We start from the raw sequence: 18,183 nt of genomic DNA, 5'->3' as shown, positions 1-18,183 counted from the left end.
GCGGCCCACGGCCGGACGGGGCGCCGGGCTGCGGACCCCGCGGGAGCAGGAGCAGGGTCAGCGGCGGATCTCGAAGCCGGCCTGGGGCAGTGAAGCGAGGTCCGCCTCGGTGGCCTCGCGCTGTTCGACCTCCGCGACCTCGGCCGACTCGGGGCCCTTGCCGGCCCAGCGCAGCAGCGCGTCCACCGCCGGCCCGTCGCCACCGACCAGCAGCTCCACCGCCCCCTCGGCGGTGTTCCTGACCCAGCCGATCAGACCCAGGTCATCGGCCTCGGACTTCGCTGCCGCGCGATAGGACACGCCTTGGACCCTTCCGGTGATCCACAGGTGGGTGCCGGTGGTGCAGCCCGAGGGGGAGAGGGGCTGTTCGGCGTCGGGCGATGAGAGCGGTTCAGTCATGCGCCCAGTCAAACATCCTCACGGGTCAGCCACCAGGCCCCGGTCCTCGCCGGCGGGCGGACCGGCCGGCGAGGATCAGACTGCCGTCTCGGCGGTCTCCTGGGAGAACACCAGCTCGCCGTCGATCCAGGTCCGCTGCACCCGGTTGCGGGTGTCCAGCGGATCCCCGGACCACAGCGCCAGATCGGCATCCTTGCCCGGTTCCAGGGTTCCCACCCGATCCGCCACCCCGAGCACCTCGGCCGGGTTGATCGTGATCGCGCGCAGCGCCTCCACCGGGTCCATCCCCTCGCGCACCGCCAGGGCTGCCTGGTGGATCAGGAACTCGATGGGCACCACCGGGTGATCGGTGATGATCGAGACCTTCACCCCGGCGCGGGCCAGGATGCCCGGTGCCTTGGGGCTGCGGTCGCGGACCTCCACCTTGGAGCGGGAGACGATCATGGGTCCGTAGAGCACCGGAATGCCGCGCTCGGCGATGACGTCGGCGAGCTTATAGGACTCGGTGCCGTGGTCCAGGACCAGCTCGTAGCCGAACTCGTCGGCCAGGCGCAGGGCGGTGGCGATGTCATCGGCGCGGTGGCAGTGCTGGCGCCACGGGATCTTGCGGTCCAGCACCAGAGCCAGCGCCTCGGAGACCAGATCCGCGGGCCGGTCCGCCGGGTCCTTGGCCTGCCAGTTCTTGGCCTCGGTGAAGGCCTTGCGTATCGTCATCGCGACCCCGAGCCGGGTGTTTGGGGTCTGCTTGCGCTCTCCATAGACCCGCTTGGGGTTCTCGCCCAGCGCGGACTTCAGCCCGGAGGGGGAGCGCAGCACCATCTCATCGACGATCCGGCCCTGGGTCTTCAGCGCCACGGCGAGCCCGCCGATCGGATTGGCCGAGCCGGGGTTCACGTTCACCGTGGTGATCCCGGCGGCGCGGGCGTCGGCGAAGCCGAGCTCCGCCGGGTTGATCGCGTCCAGCGCGCGCACCGCAGCGGTGACCGGGTCGGTGGTCTCGTTGACATCGGCGCCGGCCCAGCCCTCGCCCTCCTCATGGACGCCCAGGTGGACATGGGCGTCGATCAGGCCGGGCAGCACCCAGCCGCCGGCCGCGTCGATCACCTCGTACCCGGCAGGGTGGTCCACCTCGGCTCCGAGCGCGGCGATCTTGCCCTCGGTGATCACCACGGAGCCGTCGAAGGGCTCGCCGCTGATCGGCAGGATGTGGGCATTGCTGATGACATAGTTTCTCTGAGCAACCATGCTGGGACTCTAGCGCACCGGCCTTGCTGAGAACGCTTCTGCGTCCGGCTCGCAGCTTAGGCGATCCCACGCGGACGCAGGACAATGGAGCCATCATGCACCACCACGATCACGGCGCCCCCGACGGGGCCGGGGCTTCCGCCTCGGCCGAGACCCCGGAGCGCGCGCGCTCCCACCGCCGCCGGCTCGCGATCGCCTGCGCGATCACGATCGGCATCGTGCTGGCCCAGGCCCTCGGCGCCTGGGTGACCGGTTCCCTCGCGCTGCTCACCGACGCGGTGCATTCGCTCACCGACAGCATCGGCCTCGGCGTCGCCCTGGTCGCGGCGGGCCTGATGTACCGGGCCGCCACGGCGCAGCGCACCTGGGGCTTCCGCCGGGTGGAGATCCTGGCCGGTCTGCTGCAGGCCACGCTGCTGCTGGGCGTGGGCATCTATGCCGCGGTGGAGGGGATCGGCCGGCTCAGCACCCCGCCGGTGATCCTGCACCTCGAGCTGCTGATCTTCGGCGCGCTGGGCCTGGCCGGCAACCTGATCTCGCTGCTGGTGCTCGCCTCGGGCCGCAAGGCCAACTTCAACATGCGCGCGGCGTTCCTGGAGGTCAGTGCGGACGCGCTGGGCTCGCTGGCGGTGATGCTGGCCGCCGTGGTCATCTGGACCACCGGCTGGCAGCAGGCCGACGCGGTCGCGGCGCTGGCCATCGCCGCACTGATCATCCCGCGGGCGCTGCTGCTGCTGCGCGAGACCGCCCGGGTGCTGCTGGAGTTCGCGCCGCGCGGGCTGGATCTGGAACAGGTCCGGGCGCACATGCTGGCCCAGGACCACGTCCAGGAGGTCCATGACCTGCATGCCTCCACGGTCGCCACCGGGCTGCCCGTGATCTCCGCCCATGTGGTGCTCGACGACGCCTGCTTCAGCGAGGGGTGTGTCCCGGAGACCCTGAACCGGCTGAAGACCTGCGTGGCCGAGCATTTCGACGTCGCGGTGGAACACTCCACCTTCCAGCTCGAGCCGCGCAGCATCGCGGCCGAGGAGACCCACACCCACGCCTGAGCGCCCCGCCCTGGGCAGCCCCGCCCAGCCTCCCCGAAACTCGTGGCGGCGCAGGAGGCCCGGTAGGCTGTGCGCTCATGAGCACTCGACCTCACCGATCCTCCGCGCGCAGAGTCCGCGGCCTCCCGCTGAGCGGGATCGCGCTCGCCGCAGCGCTGGCCCTGGCAGGCTGCGGTGGGGGAGACGCGAGCGAGGCTGAACCGGACGCCGAGCAGAACACCGCCGCGGACCCCGAGGACGCCCAGGCCGGCTCGGAGGCCGAAGCTGGAGCGGACGGCGGCGCCGAGGCTGGAGACGAGGTGCAGGACGCCGAGCTGCAGGGCGGTCCCGACGGCTCCGAGGAGCCCTTCGCCTCCGCGGCGCTCGCCGATGTGGCAGGCAACGACATCGGCACGGTGCGGTTCTCCGAGGTCGCCAACGGGGTGCTCATCGAGGCCGAGGTCCACGACCTCGACGCAGGCTTCCGCGGCATCACGCTGCATGAGCGCGGTGTCTGCGAGACCCAGTCCAGCTCCGAGTCCGGCGTGTTCGGCGACTTCGAGTCCTCCGGCGGCCACCTGGTCGGCAGCATGGAGGAGGACATGGGCATCGTCGACGGTGAGGAGGCCCCGCAGGAGGAGGCCCCCGAGACCGACCTCGATGACCTCGGCGAGGCGGCCCCGCCGGCCGAGCCCGAGGCGGTGACTCACCCGGACCATGCCGGAGACCTGCCGAATCTGCTGGTCAACCAGGACCGCACCGGCTGGCTGAGCCTGATCAGCGACCGTCTGGAGACCGAAGATCTGCTCGGGGACCAGGGCAGCTCCGTGATCATCCACGCCCAGCCCGACAACCACGGCAACGTCCCGGAACGCTACTTCGGCCCCGACGCCGAGACCCTGACCAGCGGAGACTCCGGCAACCGCGTGGCCTGCGGAGTCGTCGAAGAGCAGTAGGACACACTTGCCGTAGCACGGATCCCACCGGAGCATGGTCCGCCCTCCATGAGCAGGACGCAATTGCTGAGAGATCAGCCCGATAGATATAGTCGATCACTGGTGTGCCGGGAAGACTGGTCGGCGATGAGCTTCACCGCGCCGTTTCACCCGCACCGACTGGAGGCACCATGCACTCGCGAAGACCTTCCATGCCCTGGGCGGTGGTCCGCCCATGACGCTCATGGTGCTCCTGATGCTGACCCTGGCCCTGGTCCCGCTGGCCGTGCTGGTCCACCGTGCCGTGGGTCGCGACACCGGCTTCTTCGCGGCCGTGGCCCTGACCGGCATCGGCGTGGCCACGCTGCCGTGGCTGAGCACCCTGCTGGACGGGGGAGTGATTCAGGAGCACCTGCCCTGGATCCCCACCATCGACGTCGGCATCAGCCTGCGCCTGGACGGGCTCGGGATGGTCTTCCTGCTGCTGATCCTCTTCATCGGCGCCCTGGTGATGGCATACTCGGCCCGCTACTTCTCGGTCAAGAAGAAGACCGGCGACTATTACCTGTGGATGTTGATGTTCGTCTTCGCGATGAGCGGGATGGTCATCGCCGATGACCTGATCCTGCTCTTCGTGTTCTGGGAGTTCACCACGCTGTGCTCCTTCTTCCTGATCAACCGCTCCGGAGATAAGGCGCCGGCACCGGCGCAGCGCACGCTGCTGATCACCGCCGCCGGCGGGCTGGGCCTGCTCACCGCGGTGCTGCTGATCATCGTGGAGACCGGCACCACCTCGATGTCCGAGGCGCTGACGCACAGCGCCTGGCAGGACAACACCACCTTCACCTCCGTGGTCGCGGTGCTGATCGCGTTTGCCGCGTTCACCAAGTCCGCGCAGTTCCCGTTCCACCTGTGGCTGCCCGACGCTATGGTGGCCCCCGCCCCAGTCTCGGCGTACCTGCACGCCGCGGCCATGGTCAAGGCCGGCATCTACCTGCTGCTGCGCTTCTCCCCGGTCTTCGAAGCGTCCACGCTCTGGCAGGTGCTCCTGATCAGCTCCGGTCTGACCACCGCGCTGATGGGTGCGCTCTTCGCGCTGCAGCGCCACGACATCAAAGAGATCATGGCCTACTCCACGGTCTCTCAGCTGGGCTTCCTGGTCGCCGTCATCGGCATCGGCACCCCCACCGCGCTGGTCGCCGCCACGATCCACGTGGTCGCCCACGCACTGTTCAAATCCGCGCTGTTCATGATGGTCGGCATCATCGAACATGAGGCACACTCGCGAGACATCCGCCGGCTCAACGGGCTGAGCAGGACCATGCGCATCTCGCTGGTGATCACCCTGATCTCCTCACTCTCCATGGCCGGGGTTCCGCCGCTGCTGGGCTTCGTCTCCAAGGAGCACCTGCTGGCAGGGTTCCTCTCTGCAGACATGCCCGCCGCGCTGACCTGGACGCTGACCTCCATGGCGGTGCTCGCCGCCATCGGCACCTTCGCCTACTGCGGTCGGATCGTGCTCGGCGCGTTCACCAGCTACACCGGCGCCGGGTCCAAGGACGAGTACCACGAGCCGATCGATCCCAGCACGCCGCACGAGGCCCCAGCCAGCTTCTACCTCCCGGCGCTGCTGCCTGCCGCCGCAGGTCTGGTGCTGGGCTTCATCCCGTTCGTCTTCGACGGGCTGATCACCCGGGCCGGTGAGGACGCCCAGACCGGAACCTATGCGGCGGAGTTCGCACTCTGGCACGGCTTCAACACCGAGCTGATGCTCTCCGGGGTGATCGTCGGCGGCGGCCTGCTCGCCGTGGTGGTGCGCGCCCGGCTCGACAACCTCATCCCACGGCGGATCCTGCCGTTCACCGGCGTGGAAGTGGTCGAGTCCATGCGCCTGGGAACCATCAACTTCGGCCGCCGGGTCGGAGACATCACCCGCAGCGACGTGCACGGGGTCCACCTCGCCGCACCGGGCATCCTGCTGGCCGGCCTGTTCATCTCCGGCATGATCGCGGCACCGGTGGTCGGGGAGTTCGAGCCCGGCAATACCCGGATGACCGACTGGGTGCTGATCGGGCTGCTGGTCTGCTTCCTGGCCGGCACCGTGATCGCCGAGAACCGCGCGGCCGCCGTCGTCCTGGCCGGCGGCGCCGGGTTCGTGGTCGCCGCCTGGTACTTCGCGCTGGGCGCGGTGGACGTGGGCATGACCCAGCTGCTCGTGGAGATCCTCACCGTGGTGGTGCTGGTCCTGGTGCTGCGCAAGCTGCCCAAACGCTTCCACAAGGTCACCCGAACCCGACGCGGCGTCTCCATCGCCGTGGCCCTGGCCTTCGGCGTGATGGCCTTCGCCGCCACCTTCGCGCTCACCGGCCGACGCGGGCAGACTCCGATCGCCGAGTGGTACCTGCTCAACACCTACGAGGAGACCGGGGCGCTGAACGTGGTGAACTCGATCCTGGTGGACTTCCGCGCGCTGGACACCTTCGGAGAGCTCACGGTGCTCGGCGTGGCGGGCTTCGCGATCCTGGCGCTGCTGAACTCATCCTTCGCCACCTCGGACAACGAGCCGCCCGCCTCACGGCAGTGGTCGGGGACCCCGCTGGACCACGCCGGGGACAACACCACCGCGATGCGCAGCGTGTTCAACTGGATGGCGCCGTTCATCGTGCTGCTCTCGCTGATCCTGCTGCTGCGCGGGCACTACGAGTCCGGCGGCGGGTTCATCGCCGCACTGGTCGCCGGCGGCTTCTTCGCGCTGCGCTACCTGGTCGCGCCCTCGGACACCTCGGTGAAGCTGCGCTTCGACTACGCGCTGGTCATCGTCGGCGGCATCATCACCGGCGCGGCCATCGGCCTGGCCGGCTACCTCGAGGGCTCCTATCTGCGCCCGATCGTGATCGCCGAGGGACTCCCGATGCCCTGGGGCTCCGACGCCGGGTTCTCGCTCACCACGGCGCTGATCTTCGACGTCGGCATCTACCTCGCCGTGATCGGTGCGGTGCTGGTGGCGCTGGACCGCCTCGGTCAGGCCCAGCGCTACCCGGCGGAGCTGCTCAAGGCGCACCGCCGCGCCCACGGCACCAGCGAGGCCGAGCTCTCCACGCTGAAGGTCCCGGCCGGCTATCACGCCGACCCCGGCGACCTGCCCTTCGAGGTGCAGTCGGAGGAGCCCCGACCAGGGGGCCATGACCAGATCAAGCCGGGAGGGGTGAACGACCGATGAGCATCGCCATCGCCGTCGGGCTGCTCACCGCCGCCGCCGTCTATCTGTTCATGCAGCGCGGCATGGTGCGGATCGTGCTGGGCTTCGTCCTGGCCAGCCATGCAGCAAACCTGGTGTTCTTCGCGGCGGGCAACACCGCCTACCGTGGGGTGCCCTATATCGGCTCCGGGGAGCTCGGCGAACAGGCCGACCCGCTCCCGCAGGCCTTCGTGCTGACCGCCATCGTGATCGCCTTCTCCATCACCATGTTCATGGTGACCCTGGCGATCACCACCACCACCGACGACGACACCGAGGACGTCGAGGTCTCCCCGGCGCTGCTGCTCGCCGCGGACCGCGGCGACACCAACGACGCCGGCTACTTCGGTCTGACCACCGAGTCCGGTGACATCGTGGTGGACCGCGGAGAGGACGAGACCGGAGACCCCTGGCCGGAGAAGCCCTCCGGTACGGGCATGGCCTCAGGGGTGGAGAACTCCGACCCCGCCGCACCGAGTGCGGCAACACCAGACGCAGAAGCCTCACAGGCTGAGACGACACGGGAGGGGGAGACCCGATGACCGAGATCCTTCCTCCGCTGCTGCCGCTGGCGGTCGGTGTTCCGCTGCTGCTCGCCGCGCTCGGTGTGGCGCTGCGCAAGAAGCGCCTGGCCCGCCACATCATCAGCCTCGGCACCCTGGCTGCATTGTTCGTCTTCGCGGTGCTGCTGGTGATCGCCACCGGTGACGGCACCGTGCTGGTCCATCAGGTCGGGCTCTGGGACTACGGCGTCTCGATCCCGTTCGTGGTCGACGCGCTCTCCGCGCTGGTGCTGATGATCATGTCGGTGCTGGCGATCGCCAGCGTGCTCTTCGCCATGGCCACCCACGAGGCGCGGGCACGGTTCTTCCACCCCTTCGTGCTGGTGCTCATGGCCGGAGTCTCCGGCGCCCTGATGACCGGTGACATCTTCAACCTCTTCGTGTTCATCGAGGTGATGCTGCTGCCCTCCTACGGCCTGCTGGCCATGATGGGGGCCAAGCTCGGCGCCCACGGTGCGCGGATCTATGTCTCGGTGAACCTGCTGGCCTCCACGCTGCTGCTGGTGGGCATCGCCCTGGTCTACGCGACCGCGGGCACCGTGAACCTGGCGGAGCTGCATGGGGCGGGCAAGGAAGACCCTGCCGTGGCTCTGGCCGGCGGCGTGGTGCTCAGCGCCATCGCGATCAAGGCCGCGGTGGTGCCGGTGCATGGCTGGCTGACCCGCACCTACGCGATGACCTCTCCGGCGGTCACCGCGCTGTTCTCGGGGATCCACACCAAGGTCGCGATCTACGTGATCTACCGGATCTACTCCCTTCTCTTCGACGGCGACGAGCGCTTCCTCTGGGTGGCGCTGGTGATCACCTCCGCCACGATGCTCATCGGCGTCCTGGGTGCGGTGGGGGAGAAGACCACCCGATCCATCCTGGTCTTCCACATGATCAGCCAGATCGGCTACATCCTGATCGGCGTCGGACTGTTCACCCTGCTGGGCCTCACCGCCGCGATCTTCTACCTGCTTCATCACATGATCGTGAAGGCCTCGCTGTTCCTCTCCACCGGTGCGATCGAGGAGACCTACGGCACCGGAGAGATCGACAAGCTCGGTGGGATGCTCAAACGCGAGCCGCTGATCGCGGTCACCTTCATGGTGGCCGCCCTCTCGCTCGCCGGGCTGCCGCCCTTCTCCGGGTTCGTCGCGAAGTTCGCGATCATCCAGGCGACCCTGGCCGAATCGCATTACTGGGTGGCCGCCGTCGCGGTGGTGGTCTCGGTCTTCACGCTGCTCTCGATGCTCAAGATCTGGACCGGGGTCTTCATGGGATCCGAGCCCGATGACCTTCAGGAGCGTGCGCTGACCTACCAGCAGCGGATGCACGGCAAGCGCTACCTGCGGGTCCAGGCACAGGCGGAGACCCCCACGCTGACCATCGGACCGCCGACGGCGACCACCTCCGCGGTGCTCGCGGGCAAGCAGGCGGTCAAGGTGCCGTTCAAGCTGATCTTCCCGGCGATCCTGCTGGCCGCGATCACCCTGTTCTTCGGACTCGGGGCCGAGCTGCTGATGGGCTGGTCGGAGACCGCGGCAGAGAACCTGCTGAACCCAATGGACTATGTGAGGGCGGTGAGCGGAGCATGATGAGCTGGCCATTTCGGATCATCGGATTCCTCTTCTGGTATGCCAAGGAGTTCATCACCTCGAACGTCACGGTGACCGCCGAGGTGCTGCGCCCGCGCAGACGCGCCAAGATGCGGCCCGCGATCGTCGCGGTCCCGGCGGCCTCGCGCAGCGACAGCGAGTGGACGATGATCTCCTCACTGATCACGCTGACCCCGGGCACGCTGACCATCACGATCTCCAAGGAGCACAAGATCCTCTACGTGCACGGCATGTTCGTGGAGAACCGCGGCCAGCTGGTGGCCGAGATCCAGGAGATGGAGGACCGGATGCTGCGCGCGATGCGACGAGCTCCCGGAGATCTCACCCGCCCGACCGAGCTGCCGGTGGTCCGTCCGATGGACGAGGCAGGTGAGAGCCGATGATCTCCGAATGGACGCTTGAGGTCGCGCTGATCCTGCTGGCCATCGGCATGGTCATCGCCGCGGTGCGCGGGCTGCTCGGGCCCCGCACCATGGACCGTGCCGTGGCCGCCGACCTGATCTTCTTCGCCACCATCGGCTTCGTCGCCCTGATCGGACTGCGCACCAATATCGAGGCGCTCTTCGACATCATCCTCATCGCCACGCTGCTGGGCTTCATGGCCGCGCTGTCCATGGCACGACTCGGATCCGGAGGTCGCCGCTGATGACACTCGCTGATATTGCAGACATCCTCGGCCTGGTGTTCATCTTCCTGGGCATCGCCACGATCATCATCTCGGCGATCGGCCTGTTCAAGCTGCCCGATCTGTACCTGCGCGCCTCCGCCGTGGGCACCTCGGCCGGGCTCGGGGTGGCGTCGATCGTCCTGGGTGCGCTGCTGATGGACTTCAGCGGCTTGAACCTGGTCAAGGCGATCATCGCGATCATCGCTCAGCTGCTCACCTCAGCGGTGGGATCCATGGCCATCGCCCGGGCCGGCTATCTCAACAATGCGCTGCCGGCACCGATCACCCATATCGATGAGCTGGCCCTGACCAGACGCGAGGTGTCAGGGGGTCGCTGAACAGTTGGTCCTGAGAACACATGCGGATAGTTTGAGTCCATGAGCACTCATTCCGACCCGCAGGGTCACTCCGAGAACACCAGCCCGGCCAGTCAGGCCGCTGGTGCCCTGAAGCCGCACCGCGCCTCGCGGCACCAGATCGAGGACACCGGCCGGTCCGGCGCGACCGTGCACCAAGGCGACAAGCTGCGAGTAGGCACGCTCTCGGCGGCGGCCGACCAGCCCTATATGGTCAAGAACCGCCAGCGTGAGGACTTCGAAGAATCCGTCTCCGGGGACAGCGAGGATCATAAGACCTCCTCACCCGTGAAGCTGACCGGCACCACCTGGAAGTACAGCGCCAAACGCACCCTGACGGAGTTCGGCCGCGACAGCTGCACGGATCTCGCCGCGGGTCTGACCTACTACGCGGTGCTCTCGGTCTTCCCCGCGTTGATCGCGCTGGTCTCGCTGATGTCCTTCGTCGGCGAGGAGGAGCGGACCCAGGAGTTCCTGCTCTCCACCGCCGCGCAGATGGTCGAATCGCAGACGATGGATCAGATCCGGGACCCCATCATCGCGATCACCAGCGTCCAGGGAGCAGGCATCGGACTGGCACTGGGCATCCTCACCGCGCTGTGGACCGCCTCGAACTACGTCAACGCCTTCTCCCGGTCGATGAACCGGATCTACGAGGTGGAGGAGGGGCGCTCGATGCTGAAGCTGCGTCCGATCTTCTACCTGGTCACCGCCGGGCTCCTGGTGCTGGTGGCGACGGCGGTGTTCCTGCTGCTGACCTCCGGGCCGATCGCGCGGGCCGTGGGGGACACGGTCGGGCTCGGCGAGACCGCGGTGGCGATCTTCAACTGGGGCACCTATCCGGCGCTGCTGCTGGTGGCGGCGATCTGCATCGCCATGCTGTACCACGTGACGCCGAATCTGCGTCAGCCCGGAGTCCGCTGGATCTCCGCCGGCGCGGTGCTGGCGATCCTGGTCATGGTGCTCGCGACCGCCGCGGTGTTCTTCTACGTCTCGAACTTCAGCAACTATGAGGCCACCTACGGTGCGCTGGCCGGCGTCATCATCTTCTTGCTCTGGGTCTACATCATGAACCTGGTGCTGCTGCTGGGCGCGGAATTCGACTCTGAGCTGGAGCGCGGACGTCAGCTCCAGAGTGGCATCGAGGCCGAACGCACCATCATGCTTCCCCCGCGGGACATGGGCGCTGCAGAGAAGAAGTCCAAGAAGTACGAAGACGTCGTGGCGCAGGGTCAGGCGCTGCGCCTGAGCCAGGGTGAGACCTCCGACCCGGAGACTTCCTGGCGGCGCTGAGCGCAGCAGTGTGCACCTGCGCGTAACACTGTGACTTATTCGGCGAAGAGTCGGGTTACCGATCAGTAGTCCAAGACCGAGTTGAATATTGCGGACAAGTTTCACGTAGCAGAGTGGCGCTACTCACTCATTCCGCGGACATGTGACCGCCTGGTAACTCCCGTGCGATTCCCTGGGCGGAATCGCACGGGAGTTTCTCTGTCTCAGGGTGGTCGTTGCATGTTTCACACATGTTTTCGAGCGGAGTTCGGGGCCCAGGGCGGCGGTGACCTGGATCACTCGGCAGCCCGTTGCGCCGGGTAACGATTTCATCACGCGAGCCGATTTGGCGATCCGATCGAGCGGGCCGACCGTAGTCTGGTTCGCACATTGAACCGGTGTTAGGTAGGTCACCTTCTCGAGGGATGAGGGGACGACGGCGCACCGGTCACATCGCATTGAAGGATGAGGAGCAACTGTGAAACTGAGGAAACTCTCTGCGGCGACGGCCATTCTGGCCACGGGCGCACTCGTGCTCTCCGGCTGCACCCCCGACGGAGGCAACGGCGACGCCGAGGCCGAGGACACATCCAACGGCGAAAACGGCGAGACCAGCGGCAACACCGACGCTTTCAGTGCCGAGGGCCAGCAGTACACCACCGAGCCGGAGGACACCGGCAAGGCCGACACCAGCGATCTGGAGACCATGGAGGACGAGATCTCCGTCTCCATGGGTGAGATCGAGTTCGTGGGCTACAACGGCAGCACGCCGGAGAGCTACAGCGTCTACAACTCCACCGTGGTCAACCGGATCTTCGAGGGCTTCGGCTACTGGGGCACCGACAACGTCTGGTACGCCAACGAGGACTTCGGCTCCTACGAGGTGATCAGCGAGGATCCCTTCACCGTGGAGTACACCATCGGCGAGGACGTCTCCTGGTCCGACGGCACCCCGGTGACCGTGGCGGACTACGTGCTGGACTGGGCGTACCAGAACGCCTCGCTGACCAACTCCGACGATGAGCCGCTGTTCAACGGCATCTCCCAGACCTACGGCGAACGCGTCCTGGAGGGTCCGCAGGGCGATCCCGACGGCAAGACCTTCACCATCGAATACAGCGAGCCCTTCGCCGACTGGGAGATCATGGTGAACTCCACGCTGCCGGCGCACGTGGTCGCCGAGCAGAGCGATCTCGAGCTCGAGGAGCTCGTCACCGCGGTCCGCGAGGCCGACACCGAGGCGCTGGAGCCGGTGGCCGAGTTCTGGAACGACGGCTGGCTGACCGATCCCGGCACCCTGCCGGACGAGGAGCTCATCCCGGTCACCGGTCCGTACACGCTGGACAACTGGCAGGCCGGTGAGTCCCTGACCATCACCGCCAATGAGGAGTACTGGGGCAACGCTCCGGGCACCGAGCGGATCGTCTTCCGCTTCGTCAACGACGGCCAGCACGTCCAGGCCCTGGAGAACGGCGACCTCAACGTCGCCCGCCCGCAGGCCACCGTGGACACCCGCGGCCAGCTCGAGCGCCTCGAGGATCAGATCGTGCTGCACGAGGGCGAGGCAGCCACCTGGGAGCACCTGGACTTCAACTTCAACGACGGTCCCTTCTCCGAGAGCCTGGAGCTGCGCGAGGCCTTCGCCATGTGCGTGCCGCGCCAGCAGATCGTCTCCAACCTCATCGAACCGGTGAACCCCGAGGCCTCGGTGCTCAATGCCCGTGAATCCTTGACCTTCGAGGAGAACTACGAGGACATCGTCGCCGAGAGCTACGACGGCACCTATGACGAGGTCGATGTCGAGGGCGCCGCTGAGATCCTCGAGGCTGAGGACGCGGTCGGCACCGAGGTCCGGATCGGCTATGCCGGCCCGAACCCGCGCCGCACCGACACGGTGGCCGAGATCAAGGCCTCCTGTGATGAAGCAGGATTCGAGATCGTGGACTCCGGCTCCGAGGACTTCTTCGGTCCGGGCGGCGCCCAGGAGACCGGGGACTATGAGGTCGCACTCTTCGCCTGGGCCGGTTCCGGCCAGGTCGTCTCGGGACAGAACATCTACTCCACGGATCGCCCGCAGAACTACGGCGGCTACTCCAACGAGACCGTGGATGACCTGTTTAACCAGCTCGCCACGACCGAGGACGCTGACGAGCAGCAGGAGATCATCATCGGAATCGAGCAGGAGCTCTGGGGAGACCTGTTCGGGATCCCGCTCTACGTGCACCCGCAGCTCTCCGGCTCCGACATCTCGATCAGCAACGTCCGCGACACCGCATCGCAGGACCAGATCGTCTGGAACGCCGAGCAGTGGCAGCGCGCTGAGTGAGTCCAGCAGTTCCCAGGTCCCCGCGGCTGAATAACTCAGCCCAGCAGGACCGATGCTTCCCCTGCAGCTCGTGGAAGGTACAACCACCCCGTGTACAGCTATGTTCTGAAACGTCTCCTCAGCGCCATCGCGGTGCTCTTCGGCGCCTCTCTTCTCGTCTTCGTCCTGGTGATCAACTCCGGTGATCCGCTCCAGGAGCTTCGCGAGTCCAATGCGGAGAATGTCGAATTCCTGATCCAGCAGCGCATCTCCTTCATGAATCTCGACGAGCCCTGGTACTCCCGGTACTGGATCTGGCTCACCGGGATCGCCGGCTGCGCCGTCGGTGCCTGTGAATTCGGCACCAATATGAGCGGGCAGGACGTCGGAGCGATGGTCGCGAACTCCGCCTCCTCCACGCTGCGCCTGGTCTTCATCGCCACCATCCTCTCGATCATCATCGGCATCCTCACCGGCATCGTCACCGCCATCCGGCAGTACTCCTCGCTGGACTACGCCGTCTCCTTCTTCGTCTTCCTCTTCTTTTCGCTCCCGGTCTTCTGGGCCGCAGTGCTGGCCAAGGACTGGATGGGCATCACGTACAACAACTGGCTGCGAGAACCACAGTTCAGCTGGACGCAGATCATCGTCGTGGGTGTGGTCGCCGCGATCCTGGTGCCGCTGATCATCGGTGGCTCCGCCCGACGGCGTCTGCTCACCGGTGCGGTGATGTTCGGCTTCGTCCTGGTGGTCATGCCGCTGATGGACTCGCTGAACTACGCCCGCGAACCTCGCCTGGGTCCCGCGGTCATCACGCTGCTGGGCATCGGCCTGGCCTTCGGGCTCACCGCTCTGCTCTCCGGGCTGAACAACCGCAGGGTGCTGTACTCGGCGCTGACCGTGGTCGGGGTGGGCCTGGTCTCCTACTACGCCACCTTCTGGCTGCTGATCGAGCCGCCCGGCGGCTGGCTGACCGTGATCGGGCTGTTCCTGGTCACCATCGCCGTGGCGGTGCTGATCGGCCGGACCATGGGCGGTCACGCCAAGGGTCAGGCCGTGGCCGTCAGCGTGATCACCGCCTCGCTGTTCGCGGTGATGGTGCTGCTGGATCACTTCATGCGGGCCTGGCCCGGATTCCTCGGCCTGAAGCCGCGACCGATCGCCACGATCGGCTCCTCCTCGCCGAACTTCAGCGGGGACTTCTGGGAGGTCGCCCTGGACCAGGGCACACAGCTGGTGCTGCCCACCACGATCCTGATGCTGGTCTCGGTGGCCACCTACACCCGCTACACCCGCAGCTCCATGCTGGAGGCCGTGAACCAGGACTACATCCGCACGGCACGCGCCAAGGGAGTCAATGAGCGCACGGTGGTCTTCAAGCACGCCTTCCGCAACTCGATGATCCCGCTGACCACCATCGTGGCCTTCGACTTCGCCGGACTGATCGGCGGGGCGGTGGTCGTCGAGCAGGTCTTCGGCTGGTCCGGCATGGGCAACATGTTCGTCACCGGCCTGAGCAGCTCAGACCCCGCGCCCGTCATGGCGTTCACCCTCATCACCGGCGCCGCCGCGGTGCTGTTCAACCTGATTGCGGACCTCATGTATGCGGTCCTGGATCCGAGGATTAGAGTATGAGCCAGTCAACACCCCCCATTCCGCCCGAGGACGTGCGCAGCGCCGCCGAGGCCGAGGACGCCAAGCTTGCCAGCGCGCAGCGCTCCTATTCCCAGGGCCAGCTGGTCCGGCGCAGGTTCTTCGCGCACAAGCCCGCCGTGGTCTCCATGGTGGTCTTGGCCTTCATCATCCTGCTCTCGATCACCTCCATCGGCTTCTCCGGCCAGGGCACCGGCTGGTGGTCCAAGAGCTTCCTGTCCACCGGTCTCACGGTCGACGGCGGCCGTCCCACCATGTTCAACGGGGCCTTCCTCGGCGAGCACCCCTTCGGCCAGGACAGCATCGGGCGGGACTACTTCGCCATGGTCATGCGCGGCACCCAGCAGTCGCTGCTGGTCGCCATAGGCGTGGCGCTGTCCTCCACGGTGCTCGGTGTGCTTGTCGGGGCGCTGGCCGGCTACTTCCGCGGCTGGATCGAAGCGGTGCTGATGCGGATCACCGATGTGGTGATCGTGGTCCCGCTGCTGGCCCTGGCCGCCGTCTTCGGCGCCTACGCCCAGGGCCTCCCCGGTGGCACGCTCACGCTGGCGCTCGCCATCGGACTGGCCACCTGGACCGGCACCGCCCGCCTGGTCCGCGCGGAGATCCTCTCGCTGCGCGAGAAGGAATATGTCTCCGCAGCAGTGGCCATGGGTGCCCACCCGGCGCGCATCATCCTCAAGCACATGCTGCCCAACAGCATCGGGGTGATCGTGGTCAACGCCACCTTCGCCATCGCCACCGCCATCCTCTTGGAGACCACGCTGTCCTACCTCGGATTCGGCGTGCAGGCCCCGGAGACCTCGCTCGGCGCCCTGATCCAGAACAACCAGAACGCCTTCACCACCCGACCCTGGCTCTTCTGGTTCCCCGGGCTCTTCATCATCGCCATCGCGCTGAGCGTGAACTTCATCGGCGACGGCCTGCGCGATGCCATCGACCCGCGGCAGAAGCGCTCCGGCGCCAGCCGACCCGGCTGGCGGACAGCCTTCGGTCTGCTGGGCCGGTCCACCGCCGAGGAGCGGGCCGGCAAGCAGGTCTCGGAGCTCTCCGGAGGTCCCACCCAGATGCAGCCACCCGCCGGCATGACCGACCACGGCCCAGACTTCGGCCACGATCCCACCGACGAGAAGAGGGACTCCTGATGCCCGCACCAGTGCTGAGCTATAAGGACATCCGCGTCAGCTTCGCCACCGAGTTCGGCGACGTCGACGCGGTCAAGGGGGTCTCCTTCGAGGTTATGCCCGGTGAGGTGGTCGCCGTCGTCGGTGAATCCGGATCGGGCAAGTCCGTGACCTCCTCCACCGCGATGGGACTGCTGCCGGAGAACGCCAGCGTGGAGGGTGAGGTCCTGCTCGAGGGCCGCAATGTGCTCAAGATGTCCACCGCCGAGCTGCGCCGGCTGCGCGGCTCCGACATCAGCATGGTCTTCCAGGAGCCGATGACAGCGCTGAACCCGGTGCTGCGCGTCTCGGATCAGCTGGTGGAGGCGCTGCAGGTCCACGAGGTCGCCTTCGGGAGTGAGGCGCTGGAGAAGGCCATCGAGCTGCTCGAACGCGTGGGCATCCCGGAGGCCCGGACCAAGATCCGGCAGTACCCGCATCAGTTCTCCGGTGGCCAGCGGCAGCGCATCGTGATCGCCATGGCCATCGCCTGCGGGCCCAAGGTGATCATCGCCGATGAGCCCACCACCGCCCTGGACGTCACGGTCCAGGCCGAGATCCTCGATCTGCTGCGCGAGCTCAAGCAGGAGCTCAACACCGGGATCCTGCTGATCACCCACAACATGGGCGTGGTCGCAGATATGGCGGACCGCGTGGTGGTGATGCTCAACGGCGAGGTGGTGGAGACCGGCCCGGTGGCGAAGATCCTCGGTCACCCGGAGCACCCCTATACCCGGCGCCTGCTTGCGGCGATGCCGCTGCTGCGCGAGGCGGGGGACCCCTCGCTGGAACTGGAGCAGGAGCAGGAGCGGGTCAGCGTCAGCGAGCGTGCCGCGAGTGAGGCCCGCCACGGGACCGCCACAGGCAAGGGTTCAGGTGCGGCCTCGCCCGTGCCTGCGGCGCTCGAGGCCAAGGATGTCGCGCTGGAGTACAAGTTTCGGCGCAAGGCCACCCGAGTGGTGCATGACCTGAACTTCATCGTCCAGCCCGGGGAGATCATGGGCCTGGTGGGGGAGTCCGGTTCGGGCAAGTCCACCGTGGCCAAGGCGGTCCTGGGCCTGCTCGATGTGGCCGAGGGTGAGCTGCGCGTGCGCGGTGAGAACATGCCCACGCTGCCGTCGAAGCAGAAGAAGGCGCTCAAGCGGGAGATCGGGGTGGTCTTCCAGGACCCGGCGGCCTCACTGGATCCGCGGTTCCCGATCGGTGACATCATCACCGAGCCCATGGTGGTGCACAAAGAGGGGGACAAGAACTCCCGCATGGCACGGGCCCGGGAGCTCCTCGACGCCGTCCGACTTCCCTCCAGCGTGCTCAACCGGTACCCGCATGAGCTCTCCGGAGGCCAGCGGCAGCGCATCTCTATCGCCCGCGCGCTGACCCTGAACCCCACGCTGCTGATCGCCGACGAACCCACCTCGGCCCTGGACGTCTCGGTGCAGGCAGCGGTGCTGGAGCTGTTCTCCGAGCTGCAGCAGCACTATGGCTTTGCCTGCCTCTTCGTCAGCCATGATCTCGCGGTGGTCGACTCGCTCGCGCATAAGGTGCTGGTCATGCAGAACGGCCGCACCGTGGAGCAGGGGACCACGGATCAGGTGCTGCGCCATGCGAAGGAGTCCTACACTCAGCAGCTGCTCGCGGCGGCACCGGTTCCGAATCCCGAGGTCCAGGCTCGACGCCGGACAGAACGGCAGCGACTGCTCGCCGCGCTGGGCTGAACAGCGAGCTGGGCTGAAAACCGCGCTCCAGGCCCGGTCT

15 protein-coding genes are annotated in these 18,183 nt (G+C 67.2%); 13 read left to right on the top strand and 2 right to left on the bottom strand.

All coding sequences use genetic code 11. The annotated features are described in order from the left end of the window. Window positions 1–57 precede the first annotated feature (57 nt). Window positions 58–399: an acylphosphatase gene (locus tag I2487_RS08525; RefSeq protein WP_207170719.1), complete on the bottom strand. Its 342-nt coding sequence runs from the start codon at window positions 397–399 to the stop codon at window positions 58–60. 75 nt (window positions 400–474) lie between these two features. Next, the gene (locus I2487_RS08520) at window positions 475–1,644 is read right to left on the bottom strand and encodes an amidohydrolase (RefSeq protein ID WP_207170720.1); all 1,170 of its coding nucleotides are present in this window, start codon (window positions 1,642–1,644) and stop codon (window positions 475–477) included. 95 nt (window positions 1,645–1,739) lie between these two features. Between I2487_RS08520 and I2487_RS08515 the strand changes: the two genes are divergently transcribed. From I2487_RS08515 to I2487_RS08455, 13 genes are all read left to right on the top strand, one after another. Further along, window positions 1,740–2,696 carry a cation diffusion facilitator family transporter gene (locus I2487_RS08515; RefSeq protein ID WP_207170721.1) on the top strand — a complete coding sequence of 319 codons (957 nt, stop codon included), beginning with the start codon at window positions 1,740–1,742 and terminating at the stop codon, window positions 2,694–2,696. 77 nt (window positions 2,697–2,773) lie between these two features. Further along, entirely contained in the window at window positions 2,774–3,631 is an 858-nt protein-coding gene (locus I2487_RS08510) for a superoxide dismutase family protein (RefSeq protein WP_207170722.1), read from the top strand. Between the two features lie 214 nt (window positions 3,632–3,845). Further along, window positions 3,846–6,830 carry a DUF4040 family protein gene (locus I2487_RS08505; RefSeq protein ID WP_207170723.1) on the top strand — a complete coding sequence of 995 codons (2,985 nt, stop codon included), beginning with the start codon at window positions 3,846–3,848 and terminating at the stop codon, window positions 6,828–6,830. Further along, on the top strand, window positions 6,827–7,390 hold the full coding sequence (locus tag I2487_RS08500; RefSeq protein WP_207170724.1) for a sodium:proton antiporter: 564 nt from the start codon (window positions 6,827–6,829) through the stop codon (window positions 7,388–7,390). The genes I2487_RS08505 and I2487_RS08500 overlap by 4 nt, the downstream gene beginning before the upstream one ends. After that, window positions 7,387–8,991: a monovalent cation/H+ antiporter subunit D family protein gene (locus I2487_RS08495; RefSeq protein WP_207170725.1), complete on the top strand. Its 1,605-nt coding sequence runs from the start codon at window positions 7,387–7,389 to the stop codon at window positions 8,989–8,991. Before I2487_RS08500 ends, I2487_RS08495 begins: the two co-directional genes overlap by 4 nt. Beyond that, a complete protein-coding gene (locus I2487_RS08490; RefSeq protein ID WP_207170726.1) occupies window positions 8,988–9,395 on the top strand; it encodes a Na+/H+ antiporter subunit E in 408 nt (135 codons plus the stop codon). The genes I2487_RS08495 and I2487_RS08490 overlap by 4 nt, the downstream gene beginning before the upstream one ends. Further along, window positions 9,392–9,658: an MrpF/PhaF family protein gene (locus I2487_RS08485; protein ID WP_036474080.1), complete on the top strand. Its 267-nt coding sequence runs from the start codon at window positions 9,392–9,394 to the stop codon at window positions 9,656–9,658. The genes I2487_RS08490 and I2487_RS08485 overlap by 4 nt, the downstream gene beginning before the upstream one ends. Continuing rightward, on the top strand, window positions 9,658–10,017 hold the full coding sequence (locus I2487_RS08480; protein ID WP_255546097.1) for a cation:proton antiporter: 360 nt from the start codon (window positions 9,658–9,660) through the stop codon (window positions 10,015–10,017). The genes I2487_RS08485 and I2487_RS08480 overlap by 1 nt, the downstream gene beginning before the upstream one ends. Window positions 10,018–10,056: 39 nt before the next feature. Then, window positions 10,057–11,328: a YihY/virulence factor BrkB family protein gene (locus I2487_RS08475; protein WP_207170727.1), complete on the top strand. Its 1,272-nt coding sequence runs from the start codon at window positions 10,057–10,059 to the stop codon at window positions 11,326–11,328. A 457-nt stretch (window positions 11,329–11,785) separates the two neighbouring features. Continuing rightward, window positions 11,786–13,633, top strand: a complete 1,848-nt coding sequence (locus tag I2487_RS08470) for an ABC transporter substrate-binding protein (RefSeq protein ID WP_207170728.1) — start codon at window positions 11,786–11,788, stop codon at window positions 13,631–13,633. Window positions 13,634–13,723: 90 nt separating this feature from the next. Beyond that, on the top strand, window positions 13,724–15,247 hold the full coding sequence (locus I2487_RS08465) for an ABC transporter permease subunit (RefSeq protein WP_207170729.1): 1,524 nt from the start codon (window positions 13,724–13,726) through the stop codon (window positions 15,245–15,247). Beyond that, on the top strand, window positions 15,244–16,410 hold the full coding sequence (locus I2487_RS08460; protein WP_207170730.1) for an ABC transporter permease: 1,167 nt from the start codon (window positions 15,244–15,246) through the stop codon (window positions 16,408–16,410). Before I2487_RS08465 ends, I2487_RS08460 begins: the two co-directional genes overlap by 4 nt. Next, complete coding sequence (locus I2487_RS08455) at window positions 16,410–18,143, top strand: ABC transporter ATP-binding protein (RefSeq protein WP_207170731.1); 1,734 nt, start codon at window positions 16,410–16,412, stop codon at window positions 18,141–18,143. Before I2487_RS08460 ends, I2487_RS08455 begins: the two co-directional genes overlap by 1 nt. The last annotated feature ends 40 nt before the right edge of the window (window positions 18,144–18,183 follow it).

Source organism: Nesterenkonia sp. E16_10 (assembly GCF_017347085.1).
Classification (GTDB): Bacteria; Actinomycetota; Actinomycetes; order Actinomycetales; family Micrococcaceae; genus Nesterenkonia.
This window is presented reverse-complemented; position numbering and strand designations above follow the sequence as displayed.